This window comes from Microbacterium sp. NIBRBAC000506063 (assembly GCF_017968845.1).
In the GTDB taxonomy this organism is placed as follows: Bacteria; Actinomycetota; Actinomycetes; order Actinomycetales; family Microbacteriaceae; genus Microbacterium.
Genome location: NZ_CP072876.1, coordinates 1,115,053 through 1,133,547, shown reverse-complemented (window position 1 = coordinate 1,133,547; position 18,495 = coordinate 1,115,053). Strand labels below are relative to the sequence as shown.

The window sequence follows — 18,495 nt, the reverse complement described above, 5'->3', positions numbered from 1 at the left end:
GCTGGGCGACCGTGACCCGGCCCGGATCAAAACGGCGTCTCGTCGCCGAAGCTGCCGGGCGTGGCCCAGGCGTCGGCGCTCGTGGACGAACCGGGCGTGGACCACGGCTCCTCCGACACCTGCTGCTGCGCGGGACGGGACTGACCGCCGCCGCCACTGCTCTGGGCGCGGGTGACCTGCGCCGTGGCGTAGCGGAGCGACGGGCCGATCTCGTCGACCTCGAGCTCGATCGCGGTGCGGTTGTTGCCCTCGCGATCCTGGTACGAGCGCTGACGCAGCCGGCCCTGGGCGACGACGCGCATCCCCTTGGTCAGCGAGCCCGCGACGTGCTCGGCGAAGTCGCGCCACACCGATGCACGGAGGAACAGCGCCTCGCCGTCCTTCCACTCGTTCGCCTGACGGTCGAACGTGCGGGGAGTCGATGCGATGGTGAAGTTCGCCACCGGCAGCCCGTTCTGGGTGTAGCGCAGCTCGGGGTCGGCGGTGAGGTTGCCCACCACGGTGATGACGGTCTCGCCGGCCATGAGCCTTAGGCCTTCGCCTTCGCGGCCTTGCGAGCGGCCTTCTCCTCGGAGCGCACGGCCTCGGCGGCGACCATCGCGATGGCCTCCTCGGCGCGCAGCACCTTGGTGCGCATGATCTGCTCGTTCAGCTTCAGCTGACGGTCGAGCTCCTGCGTGGCAGCGCTGGTGGCGGTGAAGTTCACGACGGCGTAGATGCCCTCGGTCTTCTTCTGGATCTCGTAGGCGAGACGGCGCTTCCCCCAGATGTCGACGTTGTCGATCGAGCCACCATCGTTGGTGATGACCTTCAGGAACTTGTCGAGAGTAGGAGCGACCGTACGCTCATCGACCTCAGGGTTCAGAATGACCATGAGTTCGTACTGGTGCGTCACTTACCCACCTCCTTCGGACTAGAACGGCTTCCGGGACTTTCCCGGAAGCAGGAGGGTGTGTGCACGTCGCCCGCGTCGTTCCCCAGATCAGGGTTCGGTGCGGACAACCTTCATAGTGTATCGGATGCCGCGAACCGGCGCGAACCGCGGCTGTGGCCGTCTCGCCCGCCGGTCGTTGAGCGAGCGCAGACGTCAGGAAAGCCCCACTCCGGCTCAGGCTGCGATGGCGCGCCACACGGTCTCGAGCGCCGCCTGGCATCGCGCCCGCGTCGCCGGATCCGACAGCTCGTCGCCGCGCACGAGGAACTGGTAGTAGACGACGCCGGCGATGAGGTCGAGCGCCGCCTCGATGTCGGTGTCGGCTCGGAGGATGCCGGTGTCCACTCCGCGCCGCATCAGTCGGCGCAGCGGTTCCCGGCGCCGCGTGACGTGCGACAGCCAGTACTCGCGCAGCAGCGCCGGGTCGTTGATCGTCAGGCGCAGGCGCTGCCGCAGGCGACGCTCGGTGTACTTGCCGTCGGTCGAGAGCTCGGGCATCAGGAAGGCGCTGAGGATGCTCTGCCGGAGGTCGCCGTCGGCGTCGTCGACACGGGGGACCTCCCTGCCGACGTCGAGGCCCGCCGCGATCAGCTTGTTGAGGGAGGGCCAGCGGCGGTACAGGGCGGCCCGGCTGACGCCGCTGCGCTCGACGATCCTCGCGACCGTGACATCCTCGTCCGCGTCGATCAGCTCGAGCGTCGCGGTGAGGATGAGATCGTCCATCTCCTCGTTGCGGGGTCGGCCGGGACCGCGGCGAACAGCGGTCCCGGCATCCATCGTCGTGCTCCCGCTCATGCCGAACGCGCCCGGTCGCGCAGCATCTGCACGGTCTGGGTGCTGAGGCCGGCGTCCAGCAGTGGGCGCAGCGGCTCGGGATCGCTCGCCCGCACGCGCGCGAGCAGCGCCCGCATGGCCACCTCCGACCCGACGCCGAGTCCTCTCGTCGCGCCCGTCATGGCGTCCAGGTCGAAGCCGAGACGGAGCATGACCGCGCCCATCACGTTCCGGGTGCGGGCGTGGATCGCGGCCATGTTCGCCTCTGTGCGCACGTAGTCGGCGACGATGGCGTCGTCGTCGGCCCCGAGCGCCAGGAGCAGCGAGGCGGCGAGCACGCCGGTGCGGTCGCGCCCGGCGGCGCAGTGGAAGGCGGTCGCGCCCGGCGAGAGTGCGATGATCGTGAGGGCCGAGGCGAGCGCGGGGGCGCTGTCCTGGTACATGCGCCAGTACATCTCGCCGAACATCGCGTGATCGAGGGCGATCCCGTTCCCGCTCTTCTCCATGCCCTTCCCGATGCTCGTCATGAGCGACAGGTGGTGGTAGGCGACCGGATGCTCGGCGAGCGGCCCGCGGCCGGTGACGGCGACCTCGTCCGCGGAGCGCAGGTCGATCACGCTGGTGAGACCGGCGTCGACCAGCGATCGGGCCGATTCCGGGTCGAGGATGGACAGGTCGTCGGCGCGGATCGCGAGGCCCTTGCGGAGCACACCCTCTGCGATGGGGATCCCTCCGAGGTCGCGGAGGTTCACCGCCGGGGACAGGTCGATCGTTGCCGTGGTCATGTGATTCTCCTTCGGATGAGGGCGCTGCCCTGGTCGATCGCCGTGACGAGCACGATGATGCAGATGATGATCGCGCTGAGGTGTCCGTAGTCGTACATCTTCATCGCGGTGGTCAGTTCGAGTCCGATGCCTCCGGCGCCCACGAGGCCGAGGATGGTCGCACCGCGCACATTGCCCTCGAACAGCAGCAGTGTGTACGAGACCAGGAGCGGTGCCGCCTGCGGCAGGACGCCGTACTGCACGACCTGGCGATCGGATGCACCCACGGCCCGCATCGCGGCGAGCGGGCCCGTGTCGACGGACTCCATGGCCTCGGCGTAGACCTTGCCGATGGATCCGATCGACCCGAGCGTCATCGCGAGGATGCCGGCGAAGGGACCCAGGCCCACCGCCGAGACGAACATGAGCGCGAACACGAGGTCGGGCACGGAGCGGATGATGTTCATCACCCAGCGCGACGGGTAGTAGAGCCACTTCGGTGCGATGTTGGAGGCGGCGCCGAAGGCGACCAGGAGCGACAACAGAGCCCCGAGGGCGGTCCCGACGATCGCCATCTGCAGCGTCTCGATGAGCAGCGCGACGATCGTGGGGAACTTCCCGAAGTCCGGCGGGAACAGGCGCCCGAGGAAGTCGGCCATGTTGATCGCGCCCTGCCCGAGCTTGCCGAAGTTGAACTCGGCGCCGATGAACGACCAGGCCAGCACGGCCAGCGCCACCGGGATCCCGAGGAGGAACCGTGCGCGCGGCACGTTGAAGGCCCGCTCGAGTCGTGCCCGCGCGGCGACGTCGAGCTCGGGAGCGACCGGCGCGGTTCCGCCCGGCTTGATCGCCGCAGTCTCAGGCGATGTCGTCGACATGCTCGTCCTCCTCGTTCTCGTAGAGCACCGAGAGGGCCTCGGCGGTCAGTTCGGCCGTCGGGGCAGACACGAGCATCCTCCCGTGGCGAAGCCCGACGATGCGGTCGCTGTGCCGCAGGGCCAGCGGCAGCACGTGCAGGCTCATCAGGACCGGGATGCCGTCCTCCCGGGCGATCTCGGCCAGAAGCTCGAGCACCGAGTCGGCGAGCTTGGGGTCGAGGGAGGCCACGGGCTCGTCGGCGAAGATCACCTTCGGTCGCTGCATGAGCGCGCGGGCGATCGCCACCCGCTGCTGCTGTCCGCCCGAGAGCGAGCGGGCCGGCTCGTTCGCCTTGTGCACGATCCCAACGCGGTCGAGGTATTGCAATGCTCGCTCCCGGTCCTCGCGGCGGAAGTTGCCGACGAGGTTGAGCGGGCCCGCGCCGTGCAGCGCGCCGGTGAGGACGTTCGTCATCACACTGAGCCGCGGGATCAGGTTGAACTGCTGGAAGACCTGGCCGACCTCCGCCCGCAGCCGCCGCAACTCTCCGCGTTGGAGGTTGCGGACGTCGTGGCCGGCGACTCGCGCCGTGCCGTAGCCGATCGGCGCGAATCCGGTGAGGCTCTTCATGAGGGTGGACTTGCCGGACCCCGAGGATCCGAGCAGCGCCACGATCTCACCGGGGAAGAGGTCGAGATCGACGCCGTCGAGCACCGGAGCGTCGCCGTCGTAGGAGACGGTGAGCTCACGCACCGAGACCAGGGGAGCATCTGCCGCACCTCCGCGGTGCTGAGGCGGGTCAGCCCTGCGTCGACGCTCATCAGCCGAGATCCGAGATGTCGACGTCGGCGACGGCGGCGATGTCGACGAAGGGCTGGAAGATGCTCTTGTCCGGGTTGACGATGGTCTCCACACCGATCGTGCCGGCGCCGAGCGCACCGAGCGCCTCCGCGTTCTCCGGGGAGAACACCTTCTGGAGGCCGTCCTGGATGAGCGCCGCGGTCTCCGGGTCGAGCGACTGACGGGAGAGGACGGTCATCGACACGGGCATGGCGGCGCTCTCCCCGACGGCACGCCACTCACCGTCCTCGAAGGGGAAGATGGGCGCACCGAGCTGGGTGAGCATGACGGCGGTGCATGCCGCGTCGACCTGCCCCTGCTCGAGAGCGGCGAAGCTGCCCTCGTGACCGCCGGCGAAGATGTGCTCGTAGTCGACGCCCCGCTTCAGGCCCGCGGCGTCGAGCATGTGCACCGGCATGAAGTAGCCGGAGCTGGAGGCGGGGTCGGCGAAGGCGACGGTCCCGCCACGCAGGTCCTCGAGCGTCTGCACCGGGGAGCCTTCGAGCACGACGCAGGTCGAGACGGGATCCTGCGCGCCGGGCCACGCCAGCAGTGCGTCGACCTCGCCGGTGTTGACGGCGAGCGCGGACGGGAAACCGCTCATGATGCCGATGTCGACATGGTCGGACCGGATGGCCTCGACCACGGCGAGGTAGTCGGGAACGTCGACGACCTCGACCTCGCGACCCGTCGCCTCGCTGAGCAGCTCGGCGAAGGCGACGATCGGGTTGGCGGCGGTGGGGTCGTCGCCGAGGGGGCGGTGGCGAAGGTGATCGGGGCGTTCGGGTCGGCCTCCTCGGCCGTGGCGGTGCCACCGCAGGCGGTGAGTGCGAGGGCGCCCGCACCGAGGAGTGCGAGGAGGGGAAGAGCGGATCGACGCATGGTGCGACCTTTCGAGATCAGGGAGGGTGAGGGTCGAGCCTGTTCCGGGATGATTGCGGGAACACGAGTATCGAATCGCTCGAAGGTGACGGGGAATTACGAGACCGCCATACATCGAATGGAACGGACGGTGAACAGATGGTTCTCCGCCGGGCCCGGTAGCGTGGCACGCGTGACGACCCCGCCGCATCCGACCTCCGTGCCCTTCGACTCGAGCGCCCTCACCCTGCCCGTCGACCAGCGCGCCGCCAAGGAGCACACCGCTCGGCTGCGGGCGGCCGGGGCCGTCTCCGGCAACGCCTCGACCGCCGTGACGATCATCGCGACACTGGCTGTCGGCGTCGCCTTCCTGACGATCGGCATGGTGTTCCTCGGCATCGTCATCGCCGCCGTGACCGGCATGGACAGTCAGCAGGGCGGCGCAACGATGATGGTCGTGGCGCTGATCCCCCTCGCCTTCGTGCTGCTGATCCCCGCCGCCTTCGTCTGGATCTTCGTCACCACCCGGCGTCGCACCGCCGCCCGCCGTTACCGGCTATGGCGCTTCGCCGAGGCCAACGGCATGAGCTATGTCCCGAGATCACGCAGCCCGCGCTTCCGGGGATGATCTTCTCGCTGGGCAACGGCCGCGTCGCATCGGATGCCGTGCGGGGCAGCAACCCCGGTTCGTCGAGTTCGCCAACTACCGGTACGTCACCGGATCGGGCAAGAACCAGACGACGCACAAGTGGGGCTATGTCGCGGTGCACCTCGACGTGCCCCTGCCGCACATCGTGCTCGACGCGGTCGGCAACAACGGGCTGCTCAACTCGAACCTGCCGATGTCGTTCCGCCGCGAGCAGCGGCTGGGTCTCGAGGGCGACTTCGACCGCCACTTCTCCCTGTACTGTCCCGCCGGCTACGAACAGGATGCGCTGTACCTGTTCACGCCCGACATCATGGCCCGGTTCGTCGATCACGCGGCAGAGCTCGACGTCGAGATCGTCGACGACTGGCTGTTCCTCTACGCCAAGCGCGACTTCTCCACGCTCGACCCGGCGACCTGGGCGTGGCTGTTCTCGGTCGTGGGCGCGCTCCTCACGAAACTCGATCAGTGGGCGCGCTGGCGTGACGAGCGTCTGCGCCGGGAGCAGGGATCGGATGCGGCATCCGCCCTCCCCTTCACCGCGCCGCCCGCCGCGCTCACGCCGCCGGGCGTGGCCCCGGAGGGCCGGCGCCTCCGCAAGCGCGTCGCCTGGTGGGTGCTCATCCCCTTCGCGCTCGCGTCGGCCTGGATCGTCGCGCAGATCGTCGGGGCCGTGTTCTCGGTGCGAGACCCCTGGTAGGGCGTCACGCCAGATCGAAGTGGACGAGCTCCGCGTCGGTGAGCATCCTCGAGCGGATGAGGAAGCGCATGCCGGTCGGCCCCTCGACGCTGAAACCCGCGCCGCGACCGGGCACGACGTCGATCGTGAGGTGCGTGTACTTCCAGTACTCGAACTGCGACTCGGACATGTACACCTCGATATCGTCGATCGGCTCGCCGGTCGACGCCCGCCCTGAGCCTGTCGAAGGGTCGAGGCCCACCGCGATCGTGCCGAGCAGGACGTCGCTCGGGCCCGTGACGAACATGCCGATCGGGTAGCACATCGGCGATGACCCGTCGCAGCATCCGCCGGACTGATGGAACATCAGCGGTCCGTGCTGCGCGGTCAATCGGCGCAGCAGGGCCGCCGCGACATCCGTCACGGCGACCCTGCTGTGTGGGAGTCGGCCATCGGTCTAGAAGAAGCCCATCGCGCCCTCGGCGTAGGACACGAGCAGGTTCTTGGTCTGCTGGTAGTGGTCGAGCATCTTCAGGTGGTTCTCACGGCCGATGCCCGACTGCTTGTATCCACCGAACGCGGCGTGCGCCGGGTACTGGTGGTAGGTGTTCGTCCACACCCGGCCGGCTTCGATCGCGCGACCCGCACGGTAGGCGGTGTCTCCGCTGCGGCTCCAGACACCGGCGCCCAGGCCATAGAGCGTGTCGTTGGCGATGGAGATCGCGTCGTCGAAGTCGTCGAAGCTCGTCACCGACAGCACCGGTCCGAAGATCTCCTCCTGGAAGATGCGCATGTCGTTCGTGCCCTCGAACACCGTCGGGGCGACGTAGAAGCCCTCGCTGAGGTCGCCGCCGAGGTCGACCCGCTCGCCACCGGTGAGCAGGCGCGCCCCTCCGGCTTTGCCGATGTCGATGTAGCTGAGGATCTTCTCCAGCTGGTCGTTCGACGCCTGCGCACCGATCATCGTGTTCTTGTCGAGCGGGTTGCCCTGGATGACCTTGCCGACCCGCTCGAGCCCGTCGGCGAGGAAACCGTCGTAGATCGAGCGCTGGATGAGGGCCCGCGAGGGGCACGTGCAGACCTCGCCCTGATTGAGCGCGAAGAGCGTGAAGCCCTCGAGCGCCTTGTCGTAGTAGGCATCGTCGGTGGAGCGCGCGACGTCCTCGAAGAAGACGTTCGGCGACTTGCCCCGAGCTCGAGCGTCACCGGGATGAGGTTCTGCGAGGCGTACTGCATGATGAGGCGTCCCGTGGTCGTCTCCCCGGTGAAGGCGACCTTGCGGATGCGCTTGTGCTGCGCGAGCGGTGCCCCCGCCTCGATGCCGAAGCCGTTGACGATGTTCACGACGCCGGCCGGCAGCAGGTCCCCGATGAGCTCGAAGAGGAAGAGGATGGATGCCGGAGTCTGCTCGGCCGGCTTGAGCACCACGCAGTTGCCGGCCGCGAGCGCCGGAGCGAGCTTCCAGGTCGCCATGAGGATCGGGAAATTCCACGGGATGATCTGGCCGACCACGCCCAGCGGCTCGTGGAAGTGGTAGGCGACCGTGTTCTCGTCGAGTTGGCTGAGCGAGCCCTCCTGCGCACGCAGGACACCGGCGAAGTAGCGGAAGTGGTCGACGGCCAGCGGGATGTCGGCGGCGAGCGTCTCACGGACGGGCTTGCCGTTCTCCCAGGTCTCGGCGACGGCGATCTTCTCGAGGTTCTGCTCGATGCGGTCGGCGATCCGGTTCAGGATGATCGAGCGCTCGGCCGGGGTCGTCTTGCCCCAAGAGGCGAACGCCTTCCACGCGACGTCGACGGCGCGGTCGATGTCCTCCGCGGTGCCGCGCCCGACCTCGGTGAAGGGCTTGCCGTTGACGGGGCTGATGTTCTCGAAGTACTGCCCCTTGATCGGCTCGACGAACTCCCCGCCGATGTAGTGGCCGTAGCGCGGGCGGTAGTCGGCGACGGCTCCCGGCTGTCCGGGAGCGGCGTAGGCCGTGGACACGGCCTCTTCCACGATGGTCATGTTGTCTCCTTCGACGGGCGCAGCGTCTCTGCTGCAGGTGTGCCGTCGACGGTACGCCGCCGCCCGTTGCACCCCGGTGCAGCACGTTGCGGAAGGTTGCGGGCAGCCTGTCAGCCGCGCTCGAGCCGCTCGATCCGGTTCACCAGCGCCGCACGCTTCGGCGAGCGCGGCGGCAGCATCTCCAGGCACAGACGCAGCACCTCAGGATCCTCGGCGCCCTCGGGATCTCGGCGTAGTCCAGGAGCACGTCCACGCTCGCCTCCGCCAGGAGCGCCTCGCGCAGCGCGGCGCGCACCGACTCGCGGTACTCCTCGACGCCGGGCGCGACCGAGTCGGGGAGGACCGGCCCGTGGTAGGCGCTGAGCGCGACGCGGTAAGCGCCGCGGCCGAGCAGCGAGAGGACGCTGTGGGCATCGGTCTCGACGCGTGTGGTCAGCCGGTAGGGACGCGACTGCGGCACGAGCTCGGGGGCGTCGCGTTCGAGCGCTTTGCGCAGACGGACGAGTTCCGGGCGAAGCGTGTCGGCCGAGGCGCCCTCGCCGTAGACGAGCTCGCTCAGCTCGGCCGCCGACAGCCCGTGACGGTGGACGGCCAGCAGGAGCAGGATCTCGGCGTGCCGGGCGCTGAGTTCGATCACCCGTTCGCTGTGCTCGGCGATGAGCTCGAGCCGCGCGCGGTCGCGGCCGAGCACATGCAGCTGTGCGCTCGTGGTCACCGCCGGGCGGCGGGTGCGCGGCGGTGACGGGGCCTCGCTGCGGGCGCGCAGCCGCGCCACGAGGAGCTCCGACTCGATCGCGCGCGCCGTGGCGTCGACGAGCATCCTCGCCTGCGGGGTGGCCGCTTCACTGCCCCCGGTCACGTCGATCACACCGAGGATGCGCCGGGTCTCGGGGTCATGTACGGGTGCCGCCGTGCATGACCACGGCTGCACGAGCCGGTTGTAGTGCTCCGCGCCGTGGATCTGCACGGACTGATCCAACTCGATCGCCGTGCCCGGGGCCGCCGTGCCCACGGTGCCCTCCGCCCAGTCCGCCCCGGCGACGAACCCCATGTCGCCGGTGAGCAGCTGTACGCGGCGGTCGCCCTCCACCCACAGCAGGCGCCCGGTGTGATCGCCGACGGCCACGATGACGCCGGAGTCCTCCGCCGACCCGGGCAGCAGCAGGCCGCGGACCAGGTCCATCATGGGTGCGAGCGGGTGCGCGCGCCGATAGGCCTCCAGCTCATCATGAGCGAGCTCGAACTCCGCGGAGGCCTCCGCCTCCACCCGCTGCTTCCACGACCGCAGCCAGGAATCGCGGACCAGAGGGCGCACGTGCTGCAGCCGCTGATCCTCGAGGTTGCCGGCCAGGAGCTCCTCGTGCGCGCGCTCGATGAGAAGGCGCGAGGCCTCGGGCGGCACATCGCGCGGGGACGACCAGGGCGAGGACACGGCGCCTCCCATCCACAGCGGCGGAGATGCTCCCAGTGTACGTCCGGACAGCGCTCAGCGACCGGGGATGATCACATCCACCGGTCGCTGAGCGCTGTTCCGCAGTGTTCGCCTCGATCAGACCGTCGCGCGACGGCGGATCAGGAGGAGGACGATACCGGCGAGGACCGCGGCTGCGGCAGCGCCGCCCAGGAGCCAGGGGATGTCGGCTCCGGTCTCGGACAGCTGCTCGTCCGTTCCGATGGTCTTCCCGCCGTCGTCGGTCCCCATGACCTCCTCGACGATGACGGCGTCGTTGGTGAGCGCGATCTCCACCGTCTCGTCACCCACGACCTCGAACGACGTCGTCTCGACACCGTCGACCGTGAACACCGGAGTGCCCCACTCGACGCCGTGGACCTCGGGCAGATCGATCTCCGCCAGCGTGATCGTCACGCCCGGCTCGAGACCCTCGACGAACTCCGCCGTGCCGTCGGCCGACAGGGTCACGCTCTCGGCAGCGGCGCCGTCCACGGTGTACTCGACCGTGAAGACCGCATCGTCGCCGACCAGGTGGGCACCCGTGCCCTCGACCAGCTTCTGAAGGCTGAACCCGCCCAGCAGGAGGATCGCGTCGTTGGTGAGCACGATCTCCACCGTCTCATCGCCCACGACCTCGAACGACGTCGTCTCGACACCGTCGACCGTGAACACCGGGGTACCCCACTCGATGCCCTCGACCTCGGGCAGGTCGATCTCCTCGAGGGTCACGGTGAGACCGGCCTCCAGGCCGTCGACGAGCTCGGGGGTGCCGTCCGCCGACAGCGTCACCTGCTCGGCCGCACCGCCGTCGATCCGGTACTCGACCGTGAAGAGCACGTCGGCGTCGACCAGGTCGGCGCCGGTGCCTTCGACCGCCTTCTGCAGGCTGAACCCGCCCTCCAGGGTGCGGGCGCTGAAGGAGACGACCGCGGCGGAGCGCACTGCGGCATCCGTCGTCGTGTCGAAGGTCGCGTACACCTGGCAGACGGTGCGACCCACGCCCGGCGACTGCGACCAGGTGATCTGCTCGCGCGTGACCGGGGCGGTCTCGCCCTCGACGGTGACCTCGCCGGCGGTGTCGGAGGTGATGCACAGGCTCACGGTCGTGGTCTCGCCCGCGTCGTCGCCGGCGACGACGAGCTCGCCGCCCTCGAAGGTCGCGTCGTCGCCCGCGCAGACCTCGGCCTGTCCGCCGCTGACGGTCAGCGCGATCGGCTGGTTGTAGACGTTGGTGGTCACGTCGACCCGGGCGGTGTCGCCCACCTCGAGGTCGGTGCTGTCGGCGTCCAGCTCCAGGGTCAGCTCGACCTCGGCCGGAACGAGCGCGAGGATGCGCGCCTGCTCGTCCTCACCCATGTTGGGCGCGCAGAAGGCGTCGTCGTAGCCCGGGTCGGAGACGCACCAGACCAGCTTCTGCCGATCCCAGCGGGTCCATGACGTGTCGTTGGAGGCCACCGAGCCGCTCGCGAGCGTGATGTCGTTGCGCACGATGTAGGCGATGACGCGCTCCTGATCGGTGGTGAGCCGGCTGTTGCCTTCGAGGCGCTCGTTGCCGGGGACCACCTGCCCGTTGTACTCGAGCGCACCGTCTTCGTTGGTGAAGGCACAGGTGGCGGAGTACACGTCGGTGCAGTAGATCCACTCGGAGACGGCGCCGACGCCCTCCACGTGGCGCACGGCGCACAGCGGCACCTGGTTGTTGGTGTTGGTGCCCCACGTCGTGTATAGCGGAACGACCTCACCGGCGTTGTAGCTCACAAGGCGCTGACCGAACACGAGCGAGAGGTCGGGCACCGGGCCGGTGGCGTTCGTCGGGTTCGAGTCGGTGGCGCCCTCGCACAGCGGTGCGCTGAACGGCGCGTCCACCGGCGGGTTCGGCGCATCGGCGTGGGCCGGGACGGCCGGATGGATGACCGCCGCCAGCAGCGCGGTGATGATGATCGCGAACAGTCGCCCGGTTCGGCGGCGCACGCGAGATGGCACAGCAATAGACATCGTTGATCCTCCCTGATCAGCGAGTTGCGCCCGGTCCTTCGGGTGTCGTGGATCCGAGAAGCGCTCCCCAGGAGAAGAGACGGAGAAGTGTCGAAACCATGACGATACCGTTGGTAACGTTCTGGTAACGGGGCTGTCAGTTGCGGGTCGCCCACCACTCCGCAGGCGCTGCTCTGCGGCATCCGCTCCGATCACGCCCTCGTCCAGGCGCAGATCCAGCAGGAACTTGTAGGCCTGACCCACGTCGCGGCCGGGACCGATGCCGAGGATCTCCTGGATGCGGTTGCCGTCGAGCTCGGGGCGGATGCTGTCGAGCTCCTCCTGCTCGCGGAGGGCGACGATGCGCGCCTCGATGTCGTCGTAGGCGGAGGCCAGGCGCGCGGCCTTGCGGCGGTTGCGCGTGGTGACGTCGGCGCGGGTGAGGATGTGCAGGCGCTCCAGGTACTGGCCGGCGTCGCGCACGTAGCGGCGGACGGCGGCATCCGTCCACGCCCCTCGGCGTAGCCGAAGAAACGCAGGTGCAGCTCGATGAGGGTGGCCACGGCATCCGTCGTGTCGCCGTCGAAGCGCAGGGCGTTCAGGCGCTTGCGCGCCATCCGGGAGCCGACGACGTCATGGTGGTGGAAGCTGACACCACCACCGGGCTCGAACTTGCGCGTGCGGGGCTTGCCGATGTCGTGCAGGAGCGCGGCCAGGCGCAGGGCGACGTCGGGCTCTTGTCCGGGATTGCGCGCGTGCTCGAGCTCGATCGCCTGGGTGAGCACCGTGAGGGAGTGCTCGTACACGTCCTTGTGGTGGTGGTGCTCGTCGACCTCCAGACGCAGCGCGCTGACCTCGGGCAGGAACTGCTCGATGAGGCCCGTGTCGACGAGGACCCGGATGCCGCGCACCGGATCATCGGTCTGCAGCAGCCGGACGAGCTCGCCCTGGATGCGCTCGGGGCTGACGATCTTCAGCGTCTCGCCGAGGTCGGCGATCGCCTGCAGGGTCGCCGGGTCGATGTCGAAACCGAGCTGGGCGGAGAAGCGGGCGGCCCGCAGCATCCGGAGCGGATCGTCGCCGAAGCTCACCGCCGGGTCGGAGGGGGTGCGCAGGCGCCCGGTGACGAGGTCCTCGACGCCGCCGGTGGGGTCGACGAGCCTGCGGTCGGGAACCTGCAGCGCCATCGCATTGACCGTGAAATCGCGGCGGGCGAGGTCGCCCTCGATCGTGTCGCCGAACTCGACCGTCGGCTTGCGGGTGGTGCCGTCGTAGCTGTCGGCGCGGTAGGTCGTGATCTCGACCTGCTCGCCCTGCACGCGGGCGCCGATCGTGCCGAAGGCGCGGCCGATGTCCCACTGCGCGGTCGAGATCGGCGTGACGATGCGGAGGATGTCGTCAGGCAGCGCGTTCGTGGTGAAGTCGAGATCGTGCGTGTCGCGGCCGAGCAGCGCATCGCGGACCGGCCCGCCGACGACGGCGAGCTCGAAGCCCTCCTTCGCGAACGCGGCGGCGAGCGCGGCGACCACCGGGCCCTCGGCCAGGGCGCCCAGGCGCGCGATCCCCTCGGCCATGTTCAGCATGGGTTCCAGCGTAGTCGCCGGGGCGCGGTGCCTCACGGGCTCGCCCGGCCGTGCGGTGCGGGCGAGATCGCCCGCACGCACCTACCCTGGGAGGGTGAAGCCGCTGCAGAACCTCCCGGGTGACCCTCCCATGATCATGCCGCAGGACAAGGTGCTGGATGCGTCGGCGCTCGATCCGGGCGTGCGCTGGCTGGTCCTGGACAAGATGACGATCCCCGCGGGCGAGCTGGCGAAGCTGCCCGCGCTGGAGCGCCTCGTCATCAGCTATCCGCGCGGCACCGAGCTCGACCTGAGCGGATGCCGCAGTCTCAGGGAGCTGTACCTCACCTACGCGAGCAAGCTGGAGGCCATCCGTGGGCTCGAGGACGCCGCCGGGCTGGAGCAGCTGCTGATCACCTCCTGCCGGCAGCTGCGCGAGGTGCCCGACCTCGGTCACGCGACGAGGCTCACCGACATCGAGATCGGTCCCCTCGACGTCGCACCGTCGATCGCCCCGGCCCTGTCCGCTCCCCGGCTGGAGATGCTCGAGCTGCGCGGTCCCGTCCCGCTCGCTCCGGGCGACGTCGAGCGGATCCGCGACCACCCGACGCTCCTCGCCTTCCAGTGGGCCGCGATCAAGGTGCCCACGGCCGTCGCCGAGCATGTCCGAGAAGTGGTCGGCAGACCGATCACTCCCCCGAGAAGAGCCACCCCGGACGCCGCAGCAGGTCGCTCCTCCCGACGACGCCGTGCCGCTCCCCTCCGCGCTGGAACTCGAGGTCCGCTGCTCGATGGCCACCGGATACGGCGGGTTCTATCCGGTCTACATGGTCGGCGACATCCTGCTGGACGGCGCCCCGACTTCGGCTCAGCGGTGACGAGGATCGAGATCGACCTCTTCCCGGAGGAGGATCCGCGCGGCGAGTTCGCTTCGCGCATCCGCAGATGGAACTCCTTCCGCGAGCAGCTTCCCGAGATCCGCTTCCGCCGCTCGGCCGGCAGCGTGCTCATCCGCGCGTCCAGCGGGCTGAACGCCCCGAGGCTGCGCACGCGACATGCGAGCACCGCGGTCCCTCTGTTCCGACAGGCGTGCACGGAGGTGCGGGCGGCCCTGGAGCTGCTGCGCGAACGACTCACCCCGCAGGACGACTTCGACCTCGAGGGGTTCCTCTCCTTCTGCGACGACGCCCTGGATCGGATCCCTGCGACCCAGGGGGAACTCGACGCTCTCGACGAGGCTGCGCAGAACAGGCGACGGCAGGCGCGCCAGGCGGAGGCGTCCGCCCGGCCCTTCCCGGGATGGATGCCGGGCGAGCCGGTTCCGGAGGGCATCTGATCCTCGAAGACGCCGCCTGAGCGTGACCCGGATGTCAGCCGGCGGTACGCTCCCATGCGCCCTCGTACTGCGCTCGGTCGAATTCGAACGGGCCCAGTGCGGAGAGATCCCACTCCCGATGACCGTTGCGGAACCCGTGCCACCGGATCGACGGCTCCGTGACCTCGATCTGGGCTGTGAGCGGCCAGCATTCCCATTCACCGCAGAGGCACCCGAGAAGCACGGTGTCGCCCTCGTCGAACCACTGCAGCACCGGGTCGCCGAGATAGTGCCGCGACGGCCACCGGAGCACGTCGACATCGCACAGTCCGGCGTAACTGCCCGCCAGATCGGGCTGTCCGTCTCCAGCGGCGGCCGGCGCTTCGGCGGCGCGGGCGAGGTCGCGCAGGAGGGACCCGTTGACGACCGGCTGGATGGTCAGGAATCGCCCCTCGCCGCCGCCGAGCGATTCATGCGACACGAGGAAGCGGATATCGTCCATGCTCCGATTCTGCACCCGCCGCGCTCCCACCGATCCAACGCAGGCGCGGATCCGACCTCGCGCCACGGATACGGTGGGCGAGTGTGCGAGAACTCTCGTGGGTTCGAACCGGACATGCCGGTGGTGTGCGAGCGCTTCCGCCTGCTCTTCCCGATCGATCAGTCTGTTGCGTAGCCCTCGACGGGTCCCTCCGTGTTCGGCTTCCACCCGAGCGCGGGAGCGACGTGCGTGGCGAAGGACTCGAGCACATGCGCGTTGTAATCGACGCCCAGCTGGTTCGGGATCGTCAGGAGAACCGTGTCGGCCGCCATCACGGCGGAGTCCGCGCGCAGCTGCTCGGCGAGGACCAGGCCGGCGAAGACGCGTTCTGGGGTCGGAGCCGTCCCGTCAGCCGGCGGTACGATCCCCTGAGGCCTCGTACTGCGCTCGATCAGCCTGTCTGATAGCACTCAACATGCCCTGCAGTGTTGGTCTTCAACCCAAGCTCGTGGCTGGCGACACCAGTGAGAGACCCAACGCTAGAAGCTGCCGATCCCTTTGCCGATCAGCATGACACCGATGACGAGGAAGAGCACAGCCATGACCGTGGCATTGTTGTGCACCAACCACTTCCGGAGCGATTCCAGTGGGCCAGTCATCTTCTGTGACGCCACTAGATAAGCCACGATGGGGACGGCAACGCTGCACGCGGCGAAGACGGTGAAAATCGCGATCAGGAGCACTGAGGAGCTGACCGAGATACCGGCTGAGCCGATCGCCAATCCGCCGGCAGCCCCATCAAGAGATTCTTCGGGTTCAGGGCTGATAAGAGGAAGCCGAGGACCACGGCTTTGGCCGGGCTCATCTTGTCGATCGCGGCAATCCATTTCGGGAGCACCGGTTCGGTACCGTCGGCGGGACGACTGCGCCATTGGCGGATCGCCAATAGCAGCAGGGCCGCGCCGAGCACGATCTTGACCACGCCCGTGATGAGCACCGACTCGCCCCCTCGTCTTGCGGCAAGACAGATGCGAGAAGGGTGAATGCGACGATAGCGATCAGGATGCCAAGCACCCAACCGGTAAGGAATCCTATGCTCATTCGGCCCGCTCTAGGCGACAGCAGCATAAGAATGGCGGCGATGATCGGGATCGGGCTAATCGCGATGCCCAGGGCGAGAGGGAGAATCTCTCCGATTATGTAGTTCATCACGATGCCGCGGCGGCGATCGGCGGCACGGTCCAAGTGCCATCGAAGTAGGCCGCCCGCGGGCGGTACAGACGCACGAGGAAGTTCCATCCCTTTGTCACGGGGATCGCGTTCGGCACGTTCGTCGATGGATCCTCCACGAATCGAACGACGACCGAACCGTCGTCCTCCCGAGCCGCGGTGATGCTGTTGATCGTGTAACGACCCGCGGGGTTGGGTTCGAAGAACCCTTCGGCGTTGTAGACCGAGATCGACCAGAAAGCGTCGACCGGTGCGTTCTTGATCACCAGAGAGTAGCTACCGGGCGAGAGCCCCGGGTCAACGCTGACATAAGCTGCCTCGGATTCGGGCAGGCCGCCCCAGCCGGATGCCGTGCCGATGAGATGGCGAACCGGGATGATCTCCTCGGCGGTACCGAACATTCCACGGTAACCCCCGACACCTTTAGCGAGACTCAGCAGGGCATCCCGGGTCTCGTCCAGCGACACAGTGTCGTACGCGGGTGGGGCGTATGGCGTCGCTGAGACGGCGCTGAGGCTGATGCCCGTCTGCAGCTCAGCGACGGTGGCCAGATCGGACTCATCCTCGGGATCTGCAAGGATGCGCACGCCCACGAACACATGCTTCGAGTCGAACTCGTCAGTGGTGAGTTCGACCGTGCCCGCGGTGTGCACGATCCGGTTGATCAGGTGCTGCTCGTTCACGATCATCGCAGAGAGGTAGCGGTCACCGGCATCTGGCAGCGTGAGCGTAGCGCCCTGGCTGATGTCGATGATGGCGAAGCTGTACAAAGTGTCGCGGTTGAGGCGAATGACCGTCTGCTCGTCGATGGGCGCAGGCCGGGAGTTGTGGCGGAAGGTGTTCACACCACCCGCAGCGGCCTGGAGATCCGCGAACATCCGCGCTGTCTCGATCTCCACGAAATTGTCGACGTTCACCACTGCGGTCATGGTCGTTCCTTCTTATTCGGGCACAGAGGTGCCAATGTGTCCAGTCTCCCATCTTTCAGGTGACTCCCTGACTCCGACACCCGAGCCGCGGGCGCGAGTGAACATGCCGAGGTCACCATCAGAAGTGGTGAAGATGTGCTGGATTGTCAGTCGGCGTTGTTGGGGATCCAGCCCAATGAGGGAGCGACATGCCTCGCGAAGGACTCGAGCACATGCGCGTTGTAATCGACTCCCAATTGGTTCGGGATCGTCAGGAGAACCGTGTCGGCCGCCATCACGGCCGAGTCCGCGTGCAGCTGCTCGATGAGCACATCGGGCTCGGCGGCGTAGGTCTTGCCGAAGGTGGAACGGAATCCGTCGATGACACCGATCTGGTCGCCGTTCTCGGCGGAGCGCAGCCCGAAGTAGGCGCGGTCGCGGTCGTCCATGATCGGGAAGATGCTCCGGCTCACCGACACCCGCGGGCGTCCGGTATGACCGGCCTCGCGATAGGCCGCGCGGTACAGGTCGATCTGCTCGCGCTGCAGCTCATGGAAGGGGCGGCCGGTGGCCTCGGTCAGCAGTGTCGAGCTCATCATGTTGAGCCCGCGGCGGCCGGTCTCCTCGGCGGTCGCGCGCGATCCGGATCCCCACCAGATGCGATCGCGCAGCGTGGGCGAGAGCGGTTCGATCGCCAGGTACTGCCCCTCGCCGACCATCTGCGGGTCGCCGGGCGCAAGGCGCTCGCCCTCGATCGCGCGCAGGAAGAGGTCGAACTTCTCCTGGGCGATGTCGGCGCCCCGCGGGTCCTCCGAGCCGAGGTACCCGAACGCCTCCCAGCCGCGCAGTGCCGGCTCGGGTGAGCCGCGGCTGATGCCCAGGGCGATCCGTCCGTCGGCGATGTGGTCGAGCGCGGCCGCCTCCTCCGCGAGGTAGAGCGGGTTCTCGTAGCGCATGTCTATGACGCCCGTGCCGACCTCGATGCGCTCGGTCTTGGCGGCCATCGCCGCCAGCAAGGGCATGGGCGAGGCCGCCTGCCGGGCGAAGTGGTGCACCCGCACCGAGGCGTTGTTGACCCCGATCTCATCGGCGGCGACCGCCAGGTCGATCGTCTGGCGGAGCATGTCGCCGGCCGTGCGGGTCGTCGAGCCCTGCACGTTGCCGTAGTGGCCGAAGGAGAGGAATCCGAAAGCTTTCATGATCTATGCA

The 18,495-nt window shown here is 68.5% G+C and carries 18 protein-coding genes and 4 pseudogenes; 3 read left to right on the top strand and 19 right to left on the bottom strand.

Annotation, left to right across the window (positions count from 1 at the left end; genetic code table 11):
- Positions 1 to 26: 26 nt before the first annotated feature.
- The 8 genes from KAE78_RS06460 to KAE78_RS06425 all read right to left on the bottom strand — a co-directional run bounded on the left by KAE78_RS06460 (position 27) and on the right by KAE78_RS06425 (position 5,052).
- On the bottom strand, positions 27 to 524 hold the full coding sequence (locus KAE78_RS06460; protein ID WP_223172213.1) for a single-stranded DNA-binding protein: 498 nt from the start codon (positions 522 to 524) through the stop codon (positions 27 to 29).
- A gap of 5 nt (positions 525 to 529) precedes the next feature.
- Positions 530 to 895 (bottom strand): 30S ribosomal protein S6, encoded by a 366-nt coding sequence (rpsF, locus tag KAE78_RS06455; protein ID WP_223172212.1) that lies wholly within the window; start codon positions 893 to 895, stop codon positions 530 to 532.
- Between the two features lie 213 nt (positions 896 to 1,108).
- Positions 1,109 to 1,657 (bottom strand): TetR/AcrR family transcriptional regulator, encoded by a 549-nt coding sequence (locus tag KAE78_RS06450; RefSeq protein ID WP_223172211.1) that lies wholly within the window; start codon positions 1,655 to 1,657, stop codon positions 1,109 to 1,111.
- Between the two features lie 68 nt (positions 1,658 to 1,725).
- Positions 1,726 to 2,493 carry a tyrosine-protein phosphatase gene (locus tag KAE78_RS06445; protein ID WP_223172210.1) on the bottom strand — a complete coding sequence of 256 codons (768 nt, stop codon included), beginning with the start codon at positions 2,491 to 2,493 and terminating at the stop codon, positions 1,726 to 1,728.
- Positions 2,490 to 3,350: a phosphonate ABC transporter, permease protein PhnE gene (gene phnE, locus KAE78_RS06440; RefSeq protein WP_223172209.1), complete on the bottom strand. Its 861-nt coding sequence runs from the start codon at positions 3,348 to 3,350 to the stop codon at positions 2,490 to 2,492. The genes KAE78_RS06445 and phnE overlap by 4 nt, the downstream gene beginning before the upstream one ends.
- Positions 3,331 to 4,083, bottom strand: coding sequence for a phosphonate ABC transporter ATP-binding protein (locus KAE78_RS06435; protein WP_223172208.1), 753 nt, complete (start codon positions 4,081 to 4,083; stop codon positions 3,331 to 3,333). Before KAE78_RS06435 ends, phnE begins: the two co-directional genes overlap by 20 nt.
- A gap of 67 nt (positions 4,084 to 4,150) precedes the next feature.
- The gene (gene phnD, locus KAE78_RS06430; protein WP_223172427.1) at positions 4,151 to 4,876 is read right to left on the bottom strand and encodes a phosphate/phosphite/phosphonate ABC transporter substrate-binding protein; all 726 of its coding nucleotides are present in this window, start codon (positions 4,874 to 4,876) and stop codon (positions 4,151 to 4,153) included.
- The gene (locus KAE78_RS06425) at positions 4,771 to 5,052 is read right to left on the bottom strand and encodes a hypothetical protein (protein WP_223172551.1); all 282 of its coding nucleotides are present in this window, start codon (positions 5,050 to 5,052) and stop codon (positions 4,771 to 4,773) included. The genes phnD and KAE78_RS06425 overlap by 106 nt, the downstream gene beginning before the upstream one ends.
- Positions 5,053 to 5,215: 163 nt before the next feature.
- Between KAE78_RS06425 and KAE78_RS18505 the strand changes: the two genes are divergently transcribed.
- Positions 5,216 to 5,659 carry a hypothetical protein gene (locus KAE78_RS18505; protein WP_317451885.1) on the top strand — a complete coding sequence of 148 codons (444 nt, stop codon included), beginning with the start codon at positions 5,216 to 5,218 and terminating at the stop codon, positions 5,657 to 5,659.
- Positions 5,622 to 6,377: a hypothetical protein gene (locus KAE78_RS18500; RefSeq protein WP_317451884.1), complete on the top strand. Its 756-nt coding sequence runs from the start codon at positions 5,622 to 5,624 to the stop codon at positions 6,375 to 6,377. The genes KAE78_RS18505 and KAE78_RS18500 overlap by 38 nt, the downstream gene beginning before the upstream one ends.
- A 4-nt stretch (positions 6,378 to 6,381) precedes the next feature.
- On the opposite strand, the gene KAE78_RS06415 is transcribed toward KAE78_RS18500, so the two are convergent.
- The 5 genes and pseudogenes from KAE78_RS06415 to KAE78_RS06395 all read right to left on the bottom strand — a co-directional run bounded on the left by KAE78_RS06415 (position 6,382) and on the right by KAE78_RS06395 (position 13,373).
- On the bottom strand, positions 6,382 to 6,780 hold the full coding sequence (locus tag KAE78_RS06415; RefSeq protein ID WP_223172207.1) for a DUF779 domain-containing protein: 399 nt from the start codon (positions 6,778 to 6,780) through the stop codon (positions 6,382 to 6,384).
- A 33-nt stretch (positions 6,781 to 6,813) separates the two neighbouring features.
- Positions 6,814 to 8,363 (bottom strand): annotated as a pseudogene (locus tag KAE78_RS06410) (aldehyde dehydrogenase family protein).
- A gap of 139 nt (positions 8,364 to 8,502) precedes the next feature.
- Positions 8,503 to 9,807 carry a GAF domain-containing protein gene (locus tag KAE78_RS06405; RefSeq protein WP_223172206.1) on the bottom strand — a complete coding sequence of 435 codons (1,305 nt, stop codon included), beginning with the start codon at positions 9,805 to 9,807 and terminating at the stop codon, positions 8,503 to 8,505.
- A 105-nt stretch (positions 9,808 to 9,912) separates the two neighbouring features.
- Entirely contained in the window at positions 9,913 to 11,172 is a 1,260-nt protein-coding gene (locus KAE78_RS06400) for a DUF5979 domain-containing protein (RefSeq protein ID WP_223172426.1), read from the bottom strand.
- A gap of 775 nt (positions 11,173 to 11,947) precedes the next feature.
- Positions 11,948 to 13,373, bottom strand: a pseudogene (locus KAE78_RS06395) (CCA tRNA nucleotidyltransferase).
- On the opposite strand from KAE78_RS06395, the gene KAE78_RS06390 reads away from it, so the two are divergent.
- A complete protein-coding gene (locus tag KAE78_RS06390; protein WP_223172205.1) occupies positions 13,372 to 14,688 on the top strand; it encodes a hypothetical protein in 1,317 nt (438 codons plus the stop codon). The pseudogene KAE78_RS06395 and the gene KAE78_RS06390 sit on opposite strands and share 2 nt — an antisense overlap.
- A 34-nt stretch (positions 14,689 to 14,722) precedes the next feature.
- On the opposite strand, the gene KAE78_RS06385 is transcribed toward KAE78_RS06390, so the two are convergent.
- The 6 genes and pseudogenes from KAE78_RS06385 to KAE78_RS06365 all read right to left on the bottom strand — a co-directional run bounded on the left by KAE78_RS06385 (position 14,723) and on the right by KAE78_RS06365 (position 18,485).
- Entirely contained in the window at positions 14,723 to 15,169 is a 447-nt protein-coding gene (locus KAE78_RS06385) for a hypothetical protein (protein ID WP_223172204.1), read from the bottom strand.
- A 158-nt stretch (positions 15,170 to 15,327) separates the two neighbouring features.
- Positions 15,328 to 15,516: pseudogene (locus KAE78_RS06380) on the bottom strand (alkane 1-monooxygenase); the annotation flags it as partial.
- A gap of 171 nt (positions 15,517 to 15,687) precedes the next feature.
- A pseudogene (locus KAE78_RS17465) lies at positions 15,688 to 16,118 on the bottom strand (GAP family protein).
- Positions 16,010 to 16,276 carry a hypothetical protein gene (locus KAE78_RS17460; protein WP_262927837.1) on the bottom strand — a complete coding sequence of 89 codons (267 nt, stop codon included), beginning with the start codon at positions 16,274 to 16,276 and terminating at the stop codon, positions 16,010 to 16,012. The pseudogene KAE78_RS17465 and the gene KAE78_RS17460 overlap by 109 nt, the downstream one beginning before the upstream one ends.
- Positions 16,277 to 16,356: 80 nt before the next feature.
- Complete coding sequence (locus tag KAE78_RS06370; protein ID WP_223172203.1) at positions 16,357 to 17,307, bottom strand: DUF1214 domain-containing protein; 951 nt, start codon at positions 17,305 to 17,307, stop codon at positions 16,357 to 16,359.
- 146 nt (positions 17,308 to 17,453) lie between these two features.
- A complete protein-coding gene (locus tag KAE78_RS06365; RefSeq protein ID WP_223172202.1) occupies positions 17,454 to 18,485 on the bottom strand; it encodes an LLM class flavin-dependent oxidoreductase in 1,032 nt (343 codons plus the stop codon).
- Between the last annotated feature and the right edge of the window lie 10 nt (positions 18,486 to 18,495).

What these genes read in the sequence shown, in the direction of transcription:
- KAE78_RS06370 (WP_223172203.1), bottom strand. Translation starts at nt 17,307, where the DNA reads ATGACCGCAGTGGTGAACGTCGACAATTTCGTGGAGATCGAGACAGCG.
- KAE78_RS06400 (WP_223172426.1), bottom strand. Translation starts at nt 11,172, where the DNA reads ATGGGTGAGGACGAGCAGGCGCGCATCCTCGCGCTCGTTCCGGCCGAG.
- KAE78_RS06425 (WP_223172551.1), bottom strand. Translation starts at nt 5,052, where the DNA reads ATGCGTCGATCCGCTCTTCCCCTCCTCGCACTCCTCGGTGCGGGCGCC.
- KAE78_RS18500 (WP_317451884.1), top strand. Translation starts at nt 5,622, where the DNA reads ATGTCCCGAGATCACGCAGCCCGCGCTTCCGGGGATGATCTTCTCGCT.
- phnE (WP_223172209.1), bottom strand. Translation starts at nt 3,350, where the DNA reads ATGTCGACGACATCGCCTGAGACTGCGGCGATCAAGCCGGGCGGAACC.
- KAE78_RS06365 (WP_223172202.1), bottom strand. Translation starts at nt 18,485, where the DNA reads ATGAAAGCTTTCGGATTCCTCTCCTTCGGCCACTACGGCAACGTGCAG.
- KAE78_RS17460 (WP_262927837.1), bottom strand. Translation starts at nt 16,276, where the DNA reads ATGCTGCTGTCGCCTAGAGCGGGCCGAATGAGCATAGGATTCCTTACC.
- KAE78_RS06450 (WP_223172211.1), bottom strand. Translation starts at nt 1,657, where the DNA reads ATGGACGATCTCATCCTCACCGCGACGCTCGAGCTGATCGACGCGGAC.
- KAE78_RS06405 (WP_223172206.1), bottom strand. Translation starts at nt 9,807, where the DNA reads ATGGGAGGCGCCGTGTCCTCGCCCTGGTCGTCCCCGCGCGATGTGCCG.
- KAE78_RS06445 (WP_223172210.1), bottom strand. Translation starts at nt 2,493, where the DNA reads ATGACCACGGCAACGATCGACCTGTCCCCGGCGGTGAACCTCCGCGAC.
- KAE78_RS06385 (WP_223172204.1), bottom strand. Translation starts at nt 15,169, where the DNA reads ATGGACGATATCCGCTTCCTCGTGTCGCATGAATCGCTCGGCGGCGGC.
- KAE78_RS06390 (WP_223172205.1), top strand. Translation starts at nt 13,372, where the DNA reads ATGGGTTCCAGCGTAGTCGCCGGGGCGCGGTGCCTCACGGGCTCGCCC.
- KAE78_RS06460 (WP_223172213.1), bottom strand. Translation starts at nt 524, where the DNA reads ATGGCCGGCGAGACCGTCATCACCGTGGTGGGCAACCTCACCGCCGAC.